We start from the raw sequence: 15843 nt of genomic DNA on the forward strand, positions 1-15843 counted from the left end.
GGCCCCGGCACCGGCTTGGTACCGCCCGGCTCGTCACGGCGTTCATGACCGTCCCCCGCCCAGTCCCGTCCCACCGGCCGCGCCCGCGCTCGTGCGCTCCTGGTCCGCCCGGCGCCACAGCTCGTCCAGGCGGGCGCCCCTGGGTACGGGCACGGCCGTCCAGCCCGCGTCGCGCAGCAGCCGGAGGCGGTCGTCGGCCCCGGACACGGGACCCGCTACGTCGCCCGGCTCCCGGGCCCAGGCCTCGCTGTCCAGGACGAAGGCGACCGCGCTGCCGCTGCGCTGCCGCATCCTGGCGGCGACCGCGGCCTGCGCCTCGTCGAGGTCGCCGAGGAAGGCCACCAGCAGTCCCTCGTTGCCGCCGCGCAGCACGTCGTAGGCGCGGGACAGGCCCGCCCCGTCGGAGTGGTCGATCACGGCGAGGGTGTCCAGCATCAGCCCGGCCGCGTCCGCCGGCTCCTGGCCGGACCCCGCGAACCCGTCGCCGCCCTCGCCGGGCACGGAACTGCCGGTGTCGGTCAGCAGCCGCACCGAGAAGCCCCGCTCCAGCATGTGGACCAGGACCGACGCGGCGCCGGAGACGGCCCACTCGAAGGCCGCGTCGGGGCCCGCGCCCCGGTAGGCGAGCGCCCGGGTGTCGAGGAGCACCGTGCAGCGGGCGCGCTGCGGCTGTTCCTCGCGGCGCACCATCAGCTCGCCGTAGCGCGCGGTGGACCGCCAGTGCACGCGGCGCAGGTCGTCGCCGTAGCGGTAGCCGCGCGGGATGACGTCGTCCTCGCCGGCCAGGGCGAGCGAGCGCTGCCGCCCGTCGCCGTACCCGTTGGCGTCGCCGCTCAGGCGCACCGGGGGCAGCGGCTCCACCTGCGGGATCACGGTCAGGGTGTCGTGGGCGGAGAAGGAACGGGTCAGTTCGCACATCCCGAAGGGGTCGGCCAGCCGCAGTTGCAGCGGGCCCAGCGGGTACCGTCCGCGCAGGTCGGAGCGGACCCGGTAGGACACCTCACGGCGGCCGCCCGGCTCGACCCGGTCGAGCACGAAACGGGGCCGCGGGCCGAGCACGTACGGCACCCGGTCCTGGAGCATCAGCAGGCCGGTGGGCAGCCGCGAGACGTTGTCCATCCGCAGGTGCACCCGGGCCTCGCTGCCGGCGGGCACGCGCGCGGGAGACAGCCGGCGGCTGCCGGCGACCCGGTAACGCGTGCGCAGGAGCACCGTGGCGCACACCAGCGGCAGCGCCGCCAGCAGCAGCCCGACCCGCAGCAGGTCGCTCTGGCCGAGGACGTAGGCGCAGATCGCGGCGGCGATGCCGGCGGCCAGGAAGGAACGCCCGCGGGTGGTCAGACCGGCCAGCGCGGTGCGGACGCCGCCCCGCTCCCCGCGGTCGTCCTCCGCGCGCGCCGTCCCCGCGTCCGTCATCACAGGCCCCGCGGGTGCCGCCGGTCGTACGCGGGCACGCCGCGGCCCAGGCCGAAGCCGCCGGACTGCTGGGGCGCCGCGGGCACCGGGGTGTGCTGGAGGATCTCCTGGACGACCTGCTCGGCGGTGCGCCGGTTGAGCTGGGCCTGGGCGGTGGGCAGCAGCCGGTGGGCCAGGACGGCCACGGCCAGCGCCTGCACGTCGTCGGGCAGCGCGTACTCCCGGCCGCTCAGCGCGGCGGACGCCTTCGCCGCGCGCAGCAGGTGCAGCGTCGCGCGCGGTGAGGCGCCGAGTCTGAGGTCGGGGTGGGTGCGGGTGGCGGAGACCAGGTCGACCGCGTACCGCCGGACCGTCTCGGCGACGTGCACCCCGCGCACGGCCTCGATCAGCTTCACGATCTCGTGTGCGTGCGCCACCGGCTGGAGGTCGTCCAGCGGGCTCACCCCGCCGTGCACGTCCAGCATCTGCAACTCGGCGTCCGGGCTCGGGTAACCGATGGACACCCGGGCCATGAAGCGGTCGCGCTGGGCCTCGGGCAGGGGATAGGTGCCCTCCATCTCGACCGGGTTCTGGGTGGCCACCACCATGAACGGCGAGGGCAGTTCGTAGGTCTGCCCGTCGATGGTGACCTGCCGCTCCTCCAGGGACTCCAGCAGCGCCGACTGGGTCTTGGGCGAGGCCCGGTTGATCTCGTCGCCGATCACGATCTGCGCGAAGATGGCGCCCGGCTTGAACTCGAAGTCCCGGCGCTGCTGGTCCCAGATGGACACGCCGGTGATGTCCGACGGCAGCAGGTCGGGCGTGAACTGGATGCGCCGCACCGAACAGTCGATGGACCGCGCCAGTGCCTTGGCGAGCATCGTCTTGCCCACCCCCGGAACGTCCTCGATCAGAAGATGCCCCTCGGCGAGCAGCACGGTCAGTGAGAGCCGTACGACCTCGGGCTTGCCCTCGATCACTCCTTCCACGGAACGGCGGACCCGCTCCACGGTGGCGGCGAGATCACCCCCCACGCCCGGTTCCGCTCGAGCGGGGGCTCCCCCATGGCTCGCTCGATCGTCATAGGTCGTCACCCGGCGGCCCTCCTCGGCCCTTCCCCGCGCTCGTCGGCGAGCGGGGGATACCCCAACTTTCCGGGCCGACGCTCCGCTGTGCGGACCGGCCCACCCCGAATCAGGCACCACGTGCGAAGGATCGCGCGTGAGGCCACCCCCGCATTCTTGCCGCCGTTACCGATTCGTGTCACTCGCCTGTGGACAACTGGCCGCGATATGTCGGTTCTTGCGGCTTTCGCTGGTGACGGCGGCATGCCGTGCTCCGGACCGACGGCCCGGCGCGCGTGCGGCGGTCAGGCGGGGTCGATCTCGCGCAGCCGGCCCGTCCTGACGTCGAAGACGAAACCGCGCACGTCGTCGGTGTGCACCAGGAACGGCGAGGTGCGCACGCGCTGCATCGACTGCCGCACGTCCTGGTCGACGTCCCGGAAGGCCTCCACGGCCCAGGCCGGACGCTGCCCGACCTCCATCTCCAGCTCGTGCCGGAACTCCTCGGTGAGGGACTCCAGGCCGCAGTTGGTGTGGTGGATCAGCACGACGCTGCGGGTGCCCAGGGCCCGCTGGCTGATGGTGAGGGAGCGGATGACGTCGTCGGTGACCACGCCGCCCGCGTTGCGGATGGTGTGGCAGTCGCCGAGTTCCAGGCCGAGCGCGGCGTGCAGGTCGAGACGGGCGTCCATGCAGGCCACGACCGCGACCTTCAGCACGGGCCGGGCGTCCATTCCCGGATCGGTGAACGCGGCGGCGTACTGCTGGTTGGCCTCCGCCAGACGGTCGGTGACAGTGCCACGACGGTCTATGGCGCCCTCGGACCCGGCAGGAACTGATGCAGAAGTCGTCATAGTCATGACGTTAGTGGGCGCCGGGGCCCGGGTCCTGTCGTGAGACGGTACAAAGAACCCCGTCATGGCTTGTTGTGAGGGACCCCACACCCAGTGCGAACCCGCATCCGTACGGGTGAATTCTCGTCCCGCGGTGCCGCCGCTGCTCCGACGGGCGACGCGCAGGCCGGTTGATTGACCGCGAGACAGGGTGCACTAAAGTGACGCGAAGCGGGAGGCGTGGCCCTCCCCGCTGCACTGCATTCCCCACAGGCCCCGGCCGACGCGCCGGCGGTCTCCCCACGTGCGCGGCGCGTACGTACGGCTCGGCCTCCTCCCGCTTCCGGTCGGCTGACGCTTCCGGCGCCGGCAGGCCCTTTCCTTCACCGAGCGGTCGGCGATCCGGCGGTGCGTGCGGGACGCGCCGGACTGAGAGGGCTCCTTGACCGACAGCCGACACGTCCCCGTGATGCTCCAGCGGTGCCTGGACCTGCTGGCGCCCGCCCTGGAGCGGCCGGGAGCGGTGGTCGTCGACTGCACACTCGGCCTCGGCGGACACAGCGAGGCGCTGCTCACCCGCTTCCCCGAGGCGCGGCTGGTGGCCCTCGACCGGGACAAGGAGGCCCTGCGCCTGTCCGGGGAGCGCCTGGCACCCTTCGGCGACCGGGCCACCCTGGTGCACGCCGTCTACGACGAGCTGCCCGAGGTGCTCGACCGCCTGGGCGTGCCGCGGGTACAGGGCGTCCTGTTCGACCTCGGGGTGTCCTCGATGCAGCTCGACGAGGCCGACCGCGGTTTCGCCTACGCGCAGGACGCGCCGCTGGACATGCGCATGGACCAGAGCACCGGGATCAGCGCCGCCGAGGTCCTCAACACCTACCCGCCCGGCGAGCTGGTCCGCCTGCTGCGGGCGTACGGCGAGGAGAAGCAGGCCAAGCGGATCGTGGCCGCCGTCGTGCGCGAGCGCGAGAAGGAGCCGTTCACCAACAGCGCCCGGCTGGTGGAGCTGATCCGCGACGCGCTGCCGCAGGCCGCCAAGCGCACCGGCGGCAACCCGGCCAAGCGCACCTTCCAGGCGCTGCGGATCGAGGTCAACGGCGAGCTCGCCGTGCTGGAGCGGGCGATCCCGGCCGCGGTGAAGGCACTGGACGTCGGCGGGCGGATCGCCGTGCTGTCGTACCACTCCCTGGAGGACCGCCTGGTCAAGCAGGTGTTCGCGGCCGGTGCGGCGTCGACCGCGCCCCCGGGGCTCCCGGTCGTGCCCGAGCGCTACCAGCCCCGGCTCAAGCTGCTCACCCGCGGTGCCGAACTTCCCACCGAGGAAGAGATCGCCGAGAACCGGCGCGCGGCGCCGGCCCGGCTGCGCGGCGCCGAGCGCGTCAGGAAGGACGTCGAGTGAGCCAGGGGGAGCAGTGAGCAGGAAACCCGAACTGAGGGGCCGGGCCGCCCGGCTCGCCCGGCTCTTCCCGGCGGGGCGGGGGCAGGCCGCCCGCACCCCGTTCGTCCTCCTCGTCGTGCTGCTGCTCGGCGGTGGCCTCATCGGGCTGCTGATGCTGAACTCCGCGCTCAGCGAGGGCGCGTTCCAGCGGGAGGGGCTCCAGAAGGACACCAAGAACCTCACCGACGAGGAGCAGGCCCTCCAGCGGGACATCGACTCCTACTCCGCCCCGGACGCCCTCCAGCTCCGCGCCCGGCAACTGGGCATGGTGCCCGGCGGCGACCCGGCCTTCCTGAACGCCGACGGAAGCGTCAAGGGCGTCCCCTCGGCCGCCCCGGAGCCGCCTCCGGCGGAGGAGACGCCGCTGTCGCTGCTGCCGCCCGAGGCGCTCACCCCCTCGCCGTCCACCACGGACGCCGGGGCCCCGGCAACCACGGACCCGGCATCCCCCACCACGAACGCGGCACTCCCCACCACGAACGCGGCGCCGCCATCCGCCCAGGGCCCCGCCCCGGCCCTGGGCGGCACCACGCCCGCCGCCCCGGCCACGACCCCGGCTTCCGGCAGGTGACGGCCGTGCCCGCCGGCGAACCGCCCCGCCGCCCGACGCCCGGCCTGCCCGGGCCCGCCGGGCCGGGGGCTCCGCTGTGTTCGGCCTCCGGGGGAGCAGTACGCCCCGTTCCGGCGGTCACGGCCGTGTCCCGACTCGCTCCGGTCTCGCCGGCCGTGTCCGCGACTGAACCGCTGCGTCGCCGGGTGTCCGGTCCGGCCGGGCCCGCTGGGCCGGGGACCCGGCCGTGTGCGGCTTCCGGGCCTGTCGTCTCCGCCGCCCCGGGGCTCCGGGGCGCGGCCCGGCCCGCTCACGTCTCGACGGACGTGTCCTCGAGGAAGTCGTCGCGGCGTCCGGAGGGTGCCGTCGTGTTTCGGTTCGTTTCGATTTCGACTCTCGGCAGGTGACGGAAGTGTCCGACAGGGAACCGCCGCGTCGCCGGGTGCCCGGACCCGCCGGACCGGCGCGGCCGGCCGCCCGGCAGCGCCCCGGCCCCGGTGCCCGGCCCGCCCGCCGCCCGGCCCCGGCCCGCCCGCAGGCCGCGCGCATCCGGCTCGGCAGCCCCCGCCCGCGGTTGCGCCTGGTCACCCTGGCGCTGACCCTGGTGCTGCTCGTCTTCGCCGTACGGCTGCTCCAGGTGCAGGCCTTCGACGCGAGCGCGTACGCCGCCAAGGCCGAGGCGAACCGGTACGTGGTGCACACCCTGGCCGCCGAGCGGGGCCGCATCACCGACCGCAACGGCGTCGACCTGGCGACCAGCGTGGACGCCGACGACATCACCGCCGACCCCACCATGTTCACCCGCGCCCAGCTCGGCATCGGCGACGGCCCCGAGCAGGCGGCCGCGCTGCTCGCCCCGATCCTCGGCCAGGACCAGGCGGCCCTCGCCGCCAGGCTCCGCACGCCGAACACCCGCTACGTCCTGCTCGCCCGCCGCGAGACCCCGCAGGTCTGGAAGCAGATCAAGGACCTGAAGACGGCCCTCGTGAAGAAGGCCCAGAAGGACAAGACCACCGTCAACGTGCTCGCCGGCGTCTTCTCCGACCCCAGCAGCAAGCGGGTCTACCCCAACGGCGACCTCGCCGCCGGGATACTGGGCTGGGTCAACGCCGAGGGCAAGGGTGGCGGTGGCGTGGAGCAGCAGCTGAACGAGCAGCTGGCCGGCAAGCCCGGCAAGATCCGCTACGCCCAGTCCGGCGGCCGCGAGGTGCCCACCGCCGGCTCCACCGAGACCCGCGCGGTGCCCGGCTCCGACACCGAGCTCACCATCGACCGCGACATCCAGTGGGCCGCCCAGAAGGCCATCGCCGAGCAGGTGGCGAAGTCCGGGGCGGATCGTGGCTACGTCATCGTCCAGGACACCCGCACCGGCGAGATCCTCGCCATGGCCAACTCCCCGGGCTTCGACCCGGGCGACCTGGCCCACGCCAACCCGTCCGCGCTGGGCAACGCGGCCCTCCAGGACGCCTACGAGCCCGGCTCCACCGCCAAGGTCATGTCCATGGCCGCCGTACTGGAGGAGAACGCGGCGACTCCGCTCACCCACGTCGTCGTGCCCAACCGGCTGCACCGCGGCGACCGCCTCTTCCAGGACGACGTCGACCACGCCACCTGGTACCTCACTCTGAACGGAGTGCTCGCCAAGTCCAGCAACATCGGCACCATCCTGGCCACCGGCCAGCTCGGCGGGACGCAGCCGGAGGCCAACAAGGTCCTCTACTCCTATCTGCGCAAGTTCGGCATCGGCGAGCCGACCGGACTCGGCTTCCCCGGCGAGACCAGGGGCATCCTCGCCCCGCCCGACAAGTGGTCCACGTCGCAGCAGTACACGATCCCGTTCGGCCAGGGCTTCTCCATCAACGCCGTACAGGCGGCCTCCGTCTACTCCACGATCGCCAACGGCGGAGTGCGCGTGCAGCCGACGCTGGTGCGCGGGACCAAGGGCGCCGACGGCCGCTTCACGCCGGCCGCCAAGCCGGAGAGCACACGGGTCGTGAGCGCCAGGACGGCGAAGACGCTCGCGCAGATGCTGGAGTCCGTGGTGGACGACGAGCAGGGCACCGGCGTCAAGGCGCGCATTCCCGGCTACCGGGTGGCGGGCAAGACCGGCACGGCCAACCGCGTGGATCCGGACACCGGCAGGTACCACGGCTACACCTCCTCCTTCGCCGGGTTCGCGCCCGCCGACAACCCGCGCGTCACCGTCTACTGCGCGATCCAGAACGCCACCAAGGGCAGCTACTTCGGCGGCCAGATCTGCGGCCCGATCTACAAGGAGGTCATGGAGTTCGCGCTGAAGACGCTCCAGGTGCCGCCGACCGGCGCGCAGGCCGCGAACCTGCCCGTCGACTTCAAGCCGTGACCGGAACAGAACGACCAGGAACCAGCCCGTGACAACGATCACTCCCGGCCCCGGGAAACGCCCGTCGCCCCGGCCCTCGTCCGCTCCGGACGGGGCTGCGCGCGATCCCCTTTTTAGCCCGACGGCGGGTACGCCCGGTACGCTCACCGCCGTGCCACACGCTGATCAGTCCCAAACCACCCAGAAGGGCGCTTCCGTGACATATCCGGGACCGCCGCGACCGGCTCGGGTCTCCGCCGCCCCCCTCGCGGAGCTCGCCGATCAGCTGGGGGTCACCGCTCCGGACGGCGCCGCCGAGGTCATGGGCATCACCCACGACTCGCGCGCCGTGCGCCCCGGTGACCTGTACGCGGCCCTGCCCGGCGCCCGCACCCACGGCGCCGACTTCGTCACCCAGGCGGCGAGCCTGGGTGCGGTCGCCGTGCTCACCGACCCGTCCGGCGTCGAGCGCGCCGCCGCCACCGGCCTGCCGGTGCTGGCCGTGGACGACCCGCGCGGGCGGATGGGCGAGCTGGCGGCCACGATCTACGGCCGGCCAGGCCGCGACCTGCTCCAGATCGGCATCACCGGCACCTCCGGCAAGACCACCACCGCCTACCTCGTCGAGGGCGGCCTCAAGACCGTGAAGTCCACGGGACTGATCGGCACCGTCGAGATGCGCATCGGCGACGAGCGCATCAAGTCCGAGCGCACCACCCCCGAGGCCACCGACCTCCAGGCCCTGTTCGCGGTCATGCGCGAGCGCGGGGTCGAGGCGGTCGCCATGGAGGTCTCCAGCCACGCCCTGGTGCTCGGCCGCGTCGACGGCTGCGTCTTCGACATCGCTGTCTTCACCAACCTCAGCCCGGAGCACATGGAGTTCCACTCCGGCATGGAGGACTACTTCCAGGCCAAGGCGCAGCTGTTCACGCCGGAGCGCAGCAGGCTCGGCGTGGTCAACTTCGACGACGAGTACGGGCGCCGGCTGATCAGCGAGGCCACGGTCCCGGTCGTCACCTACTCCGCCGAGGGCCACCCCGACGCCGACTGGCGCGCCGAGGACGTCCAGATCGGCCCGGTCGACTCCGCCTTCACCGTGGTCGGTCCCGGGGGCCGGCGGATCGCCGCCAGATCGCCGCTGCCGGGCCCGTTCAACGTCGCCAACACGCTGGCCGCCGTGGTCGCCCTGGCCGCCGCGGGCCTCGACGCGCAGTCCGCCGCCGACGGCATCGCCGCCGTTCCGGGCGTACCGGGCCGTCTGGAGCGCGTCGACGTCGGCCAGCCGTACCTCGCGGTCGTCGACTACGCGCACAAGACGGACGCCGTCGAGTCGGTCCTCAAGGCGCTGCGCAAGGTGACCAAGGGCCGGCTGCACATCGTGCTCGGCTGCGGCGGCGACCGCGACCGGACCAAGCGTGCGCCCATGGGCGCCGCCGCGGCCCGGCTCGCCGACATCGCCGTGCTGACCTCCGACAACCCCCGCTCCGAGGATCCCCTGGCGATCCTCGCCACCATGCTCGGGGGAGCGGCCTCGGTGCCCGCGCACGAGCGCGGCGAGGTCCTCCTCTTCGAGGAGCGGGCCGCCGCTATCGCCGCCGCCGTCGACCGCGCGCAGCCCGGGGACACCGTGCTGGTCGCGGGCAAGGGCCACGAACAGGGCCAGGACATCGCCGGAGTGGTCCGTCCCTTCGACGACCGCCAGGTGCTTCGCGAAGCTATCCAGAAGACCCAGGGATGAACTTGTGATCGCCCTCTCCCTCGCCGAGATCGCAGCAGTCGTCGGCGGGCAGACGTACGACATACCGGATCCGTCCGCGGAGGTCACCGGGCCGGTGGTCCGCGACTCCCGCGAGGTGGTGCCCGGCAGCCTCTTCGTCGCCTTCGTCGGCGAGCGCGTGGACGGCCACGACTTCGCCGCGGCCGTCGTCGAGGCGGGAGCGGCCGCCGTGCTGGCGTCCCGCCCCGTCGGCGTGCCCGCGATCGTCGTCGAGGACGTGCAGGCCGCCCTCGGCGCGCTCGCCCGCCACGTCGTCGAACGGCTGGGCGCGACCCTCGTCGCCCTCACCGGCTCCGCGGGCAAGACCAGCACCAAGGACCTCGTCGCGCAGGTGCTGCGGCGCAAGGCGCCGACCGTGTTCACGCCCGGCTCCCTCAACAACGAGATCGGGCTGCCGCTGACCGCGCTGAGCGCCACCGAGGAGACGAGGTTCCTCGTGCTGGAGATGGGCGCCCGCGGCATCGGCCACATCCGCTACCTGACCGGGCTGACCCCGCCGAGGGTCGGCCTGGTGCTCAACGTCGGCACCGCCCACATCGGCGAGTTCGGCGGCCGTGAGCAGATCGCCCAGGCGAAGGGCGAGTTGGTGGAGAGCCTGCCCGCGGCCGAGGACGGCGGAACCGCGATCCTCAACGCCGACGACCCGTTGGTACGGGCCATGGCCTCCCGTACGAAGGCGAAGGTGATCCTTTTCGGAGAGTCCGGCGAAGCGGACGTACGCGCAGAGAACGTGAGACTCACGGACAGCGGACAGCCCGCCTTCAGGCTTCACACACCCTCCGGTGCAAGCGATGTGACGATGCGCCTGTACGGTGAGCATCACGTGTCGAACGCGCTCGCCGCGGCCGCCGTCGCCCATGAGCTGGGCATGTCCGCAACTGAGATCGCGACCGCGCTCTCCGAGGCGGGCTCCCTCTCCCGCTGGCGGATGGAGGTCACCGAGCGCCCGGACGGCGTGACGGTCGTCAACGACGCCTACAACGCCAACCCCGAGTCCATGCGAGCCGCTCTGCGCGCGCTCGCGGCCATGGGCGCGGGACGGCGGACCTGGGCGGTGCTCGGCAAGATGGCCGAGCTCGGGGACGAGGCGCTCGCCGAGCACGACGCGGTCGGACGGCTGGCCGTCCGGCTCAACGTCAGCAAGCTCGTCGCGGTCGGGGGCAGGGAAGCGTCCTGGCTGCAACTGGGCGCATATAACGAGGGTTCGTGGGGTGAGGAGTCGGTGCACGTGTCCGACGCACAGGCGGCGATCGACCTGTTGCGCAGCGAGTTGCGCCCGGGGGACGTCGTTCTCGTGAAGGCGTCCCGTTCGGTCGGCCTCGAGAGTGTCGCCCAGGCGCTGCTCGAGAACGGTGCCGAGGGTGAGGTTGCCGCCCGATGATGAAGCAGATCCTGTTCGCGGGAGTCATTGGCCTCTTCCTGACGCTGGTCGGCACCCCGCTGCTGATCAAGCTCCTGGCCCGCAAGGGCTACGGCCAGTACATCCGCGACGACGGCCCGCGCGAGCACGCCAGCAAGCGCGGTACGCCGACCATGGGTGGTATCGCCTTCATCCTGGCCACGGTCGCCGCCTACTTCCTGTCCAAGGTGATCACCGGCTACACCCCGACCTACTCGGGTCTGCTGGTGCTCGGCCTGATGGTCGGCATGGGCCTGGTCGGCTTCCTCGACGACTACATCAAGATCGTCAAGCGCCGTTCGCTGGGCCTGCGCGCCAAGGCGAAGATGGCCGGCCAGCTGATCGTCGGCATCGCCTTCGCGGTGCTCGCGCTGCAGTTCTCCGACAACCGCGGCAACACCCCCGCCTCCACGAAGCTGTCGTTCATCACCGACTTCGGCTGGACGATCGGCCCGGTGCTGTTCGTGATCTGGGCGCTGTTCATGATCCTCGCGATGTCGAACGGCGTGAACCTCACCGACGGTCTGGACGGTCTGGCCACCGGCGCCTCCGTGCTCGTCTTCGGCGCCTACACCTTCATCGGCGTCTGGCAGTTCCAGGAGTCCTGCGCCAACGCGCAGACCCTGACCAACCCCAACGCCTGCTACGAGGTGCGCGACCCGCTCGACCTCGCGGTCGTGGCCTCCGCGCTGATGGGCGCCTGCCTCGGCTTCCTGTGGTGGAACACCTCGCCGGCCAAGATCTTCATGGGCGACACCGGTTCGCTCGCGCTCGGCGGTGTGCTCGCGGGCCTGGCGATCTGCTCCCGCACCGAGCTGCTGCTCGCGCTCCTTGGCGGCCTGTTCGTGCTCATCACCATGTCGGTGGTCATCCAGGTCGGCTCCTTCCGGCTCACCGGGAAGCGGGTCTTCCGGATGGCGCCGCTCCAGCACCACTTCGAACTCAAGGGCTGGTCCGAAGTGCTCGTCGTGGTCCGTTTCTGGATCATCCAGGGCATCTGTGTGATTGTCGGACTGGGCCTCTTCTACGCGGGATGGGCAGCGGACAAGTGACCGACTGGCAGGGGAAGAACGTCACCGTCGCGGGACTCGGAGTCTCCGGTGTCCCGGCGGCCAGGGTCCTGCACGGCCTCGGCGCGCACGTCACCGTCGTCAACGACGGCGACGACGAGCGCGCCCGGGCCCAGGCGGCCGAGCTGGAGGCCCTCGGGGTCACCGTGCGCCTCGGTGACGGGGACACCCTGCCCAAGGGCACCGAGCTGATCGTCACCGCGCCCGGCTGGCGGCCGGACAAGCCGCTCTTCCGCGCCGCCGGGCAGGCCGGCGTACCCGTCTGGGGGGACGTCGAACTCGCCTGGCGGCTGCGCGGCCGGAACGGCGGAAAAGCAGCCCCGTGGCTCGCCGTGACCGGCACCAACGGCAAGACCACCACCGTGCAGATGCTCGCCTCCATCCTGAGGGCGGCGGGCCTGCGCACGGCGGCCGTCGGCAACATCGGCGTCTCCCTGCTGGACGCCGTGCTCGGCGACGAGCCCTATGACGTCCTGGCGGTGGAACTGTCGAGCTACCAGCTCCACTGGGCGCCCTCGCTGCGCGCCCACTCCGCCGCCGTCCTCAACCTCGCCCCCGACCACCTCGACTGGCACGGCTCCATGGAGGCCTACGCGGCAGACAAGGGCCGCATCTACGAGGGCAACCGCGTCGCCTGCGTCTACAACGCGGCCGACAGGGCGACCGAGGACCTGGTGCGCGAGGCGGACGTCGAGGAGGGCTGCCGGGCCGTCGGGTTCACGCTCGGCACGCCCGGCCCCTCCCAACTCGGCGTTGTGGACGGCATCCTCGTCGACCGCGCCTTCGTCGAGAACCGGCAGAAGAACGCCCAGGAGCTCGCCGAGGTCTCCGACATCGATCCGCCCGCCCCGCACAACATCGCCAACGCCCTCGCCGCGGCGGCCCTGGCACGCGCCTTCGGCGTCCCGGCGCAGGCCGTCCGGGACGGCCTGCGGGCCTTCACCCCGGACGCCCACCGCATCGCGCACGTGGCCGACGTGGACGGCGTGGCCTGGGTCGACGACTCCAAGGCCACCAACACCCACGCGGCGCAGGCCTCGTTGGCGGCCTACGAGTCGATCGTGTGGATCGCGGGCGGTCTGGCGAAGGGCGCGACCTTCGACGAGCTCGTGGCGAACTCGGCGAAGCGGCTGCGCGGCGTCGTCCTCATCGGAGCCGATCGCGCGCTCATCCGTGAGGCCCTCGCGCGACACGCCCCGGAGGTACCCGTCGTCGACCTCGAGCGGACCGACACTGGGGCGATGCTCCAGGCCGTCCAGGAGGCGCGGCGGCTCGCACGGCCCGGCGACACGGTACTGCTGGCCCCGGCCTGCGCCTCCATGGACATGTTCGCCAACTACAACAGGCGCGGCGAGGCGTTCGCGGAGGCCGTATCCGGACTCGGCGCCTGATCCCGGCCGTCCCCGCTGCCGGGCGACCTCGGGAGGGAGGCGTGGGACCCGTGAGCCGAGCCGTACTCGCGCGGCCGACGTACAGCGGAGGACCCGATGCCCGGTAGCCCCGGCAGCAACCGTACCGGCCGCCCGCCCGTGCAGCGGACCGTCCGGCGACCGGCGCCCGGCCGGCCCCCGGGCGGGCGCTCCCTGGCGAGCCTGGCCGTCCGCGCGCGCCGGGCCTGGGACCGGCCGCTGACCGCCTACTACCTGATCCTCGGCGGCAGCCTGCTGCTCACCGTGCTGGGTCTGGTGATGGTCTACTCGGCCTCCCAGATCACCGCGCTGCAGAAGGCGCTGCCGGGCTCGTACTTCTTCCGCAAACAGCTCCTCGCGGCCGCGATCGGCGCCGGGCTGCTGCTGCTCGCCGCCCGGATGCCGGTCAGGCTGCACCGGGCGCTGGCCTACCCGATCCTGGCGGGCGCGGTGGCCCTGATGGTGCTGGTGCAGGTGCCGGGGATAGGGATGGCGGTCAACGGCAACCAGAACTGGATCGCGCTGGGCGGCTCCTTCCAGATCCAGCCCAGCGAGATCGGCAAGCTGGCGCTGGTGCTGTGGGGCGCCGACCTCATCGCGCGCAAACAGGACAAGCGGCTGCTGACCCAGTGGAAGCACATGCTGGTGCCGCTCGTCCCGGTCGCCTTCATGCTGCTCGGGCTGATCATGCTCGGCGGTGACATGGGCACCGCGATCATCCTCACCGCGATCCTGTTCGGCCTGCTGTGGCTGGCGGGGGCGCCCACCCGGCTCTTCGTGGGGGTGCTCTCGTTCGCCGGGGTGATCGGCTTCCTGCTGATCCAGACGAGCGCCAACCGCCTCGGCCGGTTCGCCTGCGTCGGCTCGAGCGACGCGACCAAGTGCTGGCAGGCGGTGCACGGCATCTACGCCCTGGCCTCCGGCGGGCTGTTCGGTTCCGGACTCGGTGCCAGTGTGGAGAAATGGGGCCAACTCCCCGAAGCCCACACCGACTTCATCTTCGCCGTCACCGGCGAGGAACTGGGTCTCGCGGGGACGCTGTCGGTGCTCGCCCTGTTCGCCGCTCTAGGCTATGCGGGCATCCGCGTGGCCGGACGCACGGAGGACCCCTTCGTGAGGTATGCCGCGGGAGGCGTGACCACCTGGATCACCGTGCAGGCGGTGATCAACATCGGTGCGGTGCTCGGTCTGCTGCCGATCGCCGGCGTCCCGCTCCCGCTGTTCTCCTACGGAGGATCCGCCCTGCTGCCGACCATGTTCGCCATCGGGCTGCTGATCGCCTTCGCGCGTGACGAGCCCGCTGCGCGGGCGGCGCTTGCCATGCGGCAACCTCGCTTTGGTAGAAAGCGGGCAGGAGGCTCCGCGCCCGGCCGGAGATCCGACCGTGGATCCGGTCGCGAGCCTCGGAGATGGAACACGATGCGACGGCGTGCCTCGGCGGCGCGTTCGTCCGGAGAGCGGTGAATTTCGGTGCATGTCGTACTCGCCGGCGGAGGTACCGCGGGCCACATCGAGCCCGCGCTCGCCCTCGCGGACGCCCTGCGCAGGCAGGACCCGACCGTGGGGATCACGGCCCTGGGCACGGAGCGCGGCCTGGAGACCCGGCTCGTACCCGAGCGGGGCTACGAGCTCGCGCTCATCCCGGCGGTGCCGCTGCCGCGCAAACCCACCCCGGAGCTGATCACCGTTCCGGGACGGCTGCGCGGCACGATCAAGGCGGCCGAGCAGATCATGGAGCGCACCAAGGCGGACGCCGTGGTCGGATTCGGCGGCTATGTCGCCCTGCCCGGCTACCTGGCCGCCAAGCGGCTCGGTGTGCCCATCGTCATCCACGAGGCCAACGCCCGGCCGGGGCTGGCCAACAAGATCGGTTCGAGGTACGCCGCCCAGGTCGCCGTCTCCACGCCCGACAGCAAGCTGCGCGGTGCCCGCTACATCGGCATCCCGCTGCGCCGTGCCATCGCGACCCTGGACCGGGCGGCCGTGCGCCCCGAGGCCCGCGCGGCGTTCGGGCTCGACCCGAACCTGCCCACCCTGCTGGTCTCCGGCGGCTCGCAGGGCGCCCGCCGCCTCAACGAGGTGGTCCAGCAGGTCGCGCCCTGGCTCCAGCAGGCCGGCATCCAGATCCTGCACGCGGTCGGCCCGAAGAACGACCTGCCCCAGGTGCAGCAGATGCCGGGAATGCCGCCCTACATCCCGGTAAGTTACCTTGATCGCATGGACCTCGCGTACGCCGCGGCCGACATGATGCTCTGCCGCGCCGGCGCGATGACCGTCGCCGAACTCTCCGCCGTCGGGCTCCCGGCCGCCTACGTCCCGCTGCCCATCGGCAATGGTGAACAGCGGCTGAACGCCCAGCCGGTGGTCAAGGCCGGCGGCGGACTGCTGGTCGACGACGCGGAACTCACCCCCGAGTGGGTGCAGCAGAACGTCCTGCCCGTGCTCGCCGATCCGCACCGGCTGTACCAGATGTCCCGCGCCGCAGGGGAGTTCGGTCGCCGGGACGCCGACGAGCTGCTCGTCGGCATGGTGTACGAGGCCATCGCCTCGCACCGCTAGGACCGTAT

Annotated in this window: 12 protein-coding genes; 9 read left to right on the forward strand and 3 right to left on the reverse strand. The window is 72.5% G+C overall.

The genetic code is table 11. The annotated features are described in order from the left end of the window. Nucleotides 1-42: 42 nt before the first annotated feature. The 3 genes from ACIOWN_RS02345 to ACIOWN_RS02355 all read right to left on the reverse strand — a co-directional run bounded on the left by ACIOWN_RS02345 (nt 43) and on the right by ACIOWN_RS02355 (nt 3313). Entirely contained in the window at nt 43-1416 is a 1374-nt protein-coding gene (locus ACIOWN_RS02345; protein WP_401979884.1) for a DUF58 domain-containing protein, read from the reverse strand. Beyond that, the gene (locus ACIOWN_RS02350) at nt 1416-2489 is read right to left on the reverse strand and encodes an AAA family ATPase (RefSeq protein WP_401979887.1); all 1074 of its coding nucleotides are present in this window, start codon (nt 2487-2489) and stop codon (nt 1416-1418) included. The genes ACIOWN_RS02345 and ACIOWN_RS02350 overlap by 1 nt, the downstream gene beginning before the upstream one ends. 275 nt (nt 2490-2764) lie before the next feature. After that, complete coding sequence (locus ACIOWN_RS02355) at nt 2765-3313, reverse strand: carbonic anhydrase (RefSeq protein WP_362349288.1); 549 nt, start codon at nt 3311-3313, stop codon at nt 2765-2767. Nucleotides 3314-3734: 421 nt separating this feature from the next. Between ACIOWN_RS02355 and rsmH the strand changes: the two genes are divergently transcribed. The 9 genes from rsmH (at nt 3735) to murG (ending at nt 15835) form a co-directional block, all read left to right on the forward strand. Continuing rightward, nucleotides 3735-4691: a 16S rRNA (cytosine(1402)-N(4))-methyltransferase RsmH gene (gene rsmH, locus ACIOWN_RS02360; RefSeq protein WP_362349290.1), complete on the forward strand. Its 957-nt coding sequence runs from the start codon at nt 3735-3737 to the stop codon at nt 4689-4691. 13 nt (nt 4692-4704) lie between these two features. Next, nucleotides 4705-5301, forward strand: coding sequence for a septum formation initiator family protein (locus tag ACIOWN_RS02365; protein ID WP_362349291.1), 597 nt, complete (start codon nt 4705-4707; stop codon nt 5299-5301). Between the two features lie 391 nt (nt 5302-5692). Further along, the gene (locus ACIOWN_RS02370) at nt 5693-7642 is read left to right on the forward strand and encodes a penicillin-binding protein 2 (RefSeq protein ID WP_362349510.1); all 1950 of its coding nucleotides are present in this window, start codon (nt 5693-5695) and stop codon (nt 7640-7642) included. A gap of 196 nt (nt 7643-7838) precedes the next feature. After that, nucleotides 7839-9359, forward strand: coding sequence for a UDP-N-acetylmuramoyl-L-alanyl-D-glutamate--2,6-diaminopimelate ligase (locus tag ACIOWN_RS02375; RefSeq protein WP_362349293.1), 1521 nt, complete (start codon nt 7839-7841; stop codon nt 9357-9359). A gap of 4 nt (nt 9360-9363) precedes the next feature. Then, on the forward strand, nt 9364-10779 hold the full coding sequence (murF, locus tag ACIOWN_RS02380; protein WP_362349294.1) for a UDP-N-acetylmuramoyl-tripeptide--D-alanyl-D-alanine ligase: 1416 nt from the start codon (nt 9364-9366) through the stop codon (nt 10777-10779). After that, nucleotides 10779-11849 carry a phospho-N-acetylmuramoyl-pentapeptide-transferase gene (mraY, locus tag ACIOWN_RS02385; RefSeq protein ID WP_358731335.1) on the forward strand — a complete coding sequence of 357 codons (1071 nt, stop codon included), beginning with the start codon at nt 10779-10781 and terminating at the stop codon, nt 11847-11849. The genes murF and mraY overlap by 1 nt, the downstream gene beginning before the upstream one ends. After that, complete coding sequence (gene murD, locus ACIOWN_RS02390; RefSeq protein ID WP_362349296.1) at nt 11831-13258, forward strand: UDP-N-acetylmuramoyl-L-alanine--D-glutamate ligase; 1428 nt, start codon at nt 11831-11833, stop codon at nt 13256-13258. The genes mraY and murD overlap by 19 nt, the downstream gene beginning before the upstream one ends. Nucleotides 13259-13354: 96 nt before the next feature. Continuing rightward, nucleotides 13355-14740, forward strand: a complete 1386-nt coding sequence (gene ftsW, locus ACIOWN_RS02395; RefSeq protein ID WP_401979893.1) for a putative lipid II flippase FtsW — start codon at nt 13355-13357, stop codon at nt 14738-14740. Between the two features lie 6 nt (nt 14741-14746). After that, a complete protein-coding gene (gene murG / locus ACIOWN_RS02400) occupies nt 14747-15835 on the forward strand; it encodes an undecaprenyldiphospho-muramoylpentapeptide beta-N-acetylglucosaminyltransferase (protein WP_362349298.1) in 1089 nt (362 codons plus the stop codon). Nucleotides 15836-15843 lie beyond the last annotated feature (8 nt).

This window comes from Streptomyces sp. NPDC087787 (assembly GCF_044743035.1).
Classification (GTDB): domain Bacteria; phylum Actinomycetota; class Actinomycetes; order Streptomycetales; family Streptomycetaceae; genus Streptomyces.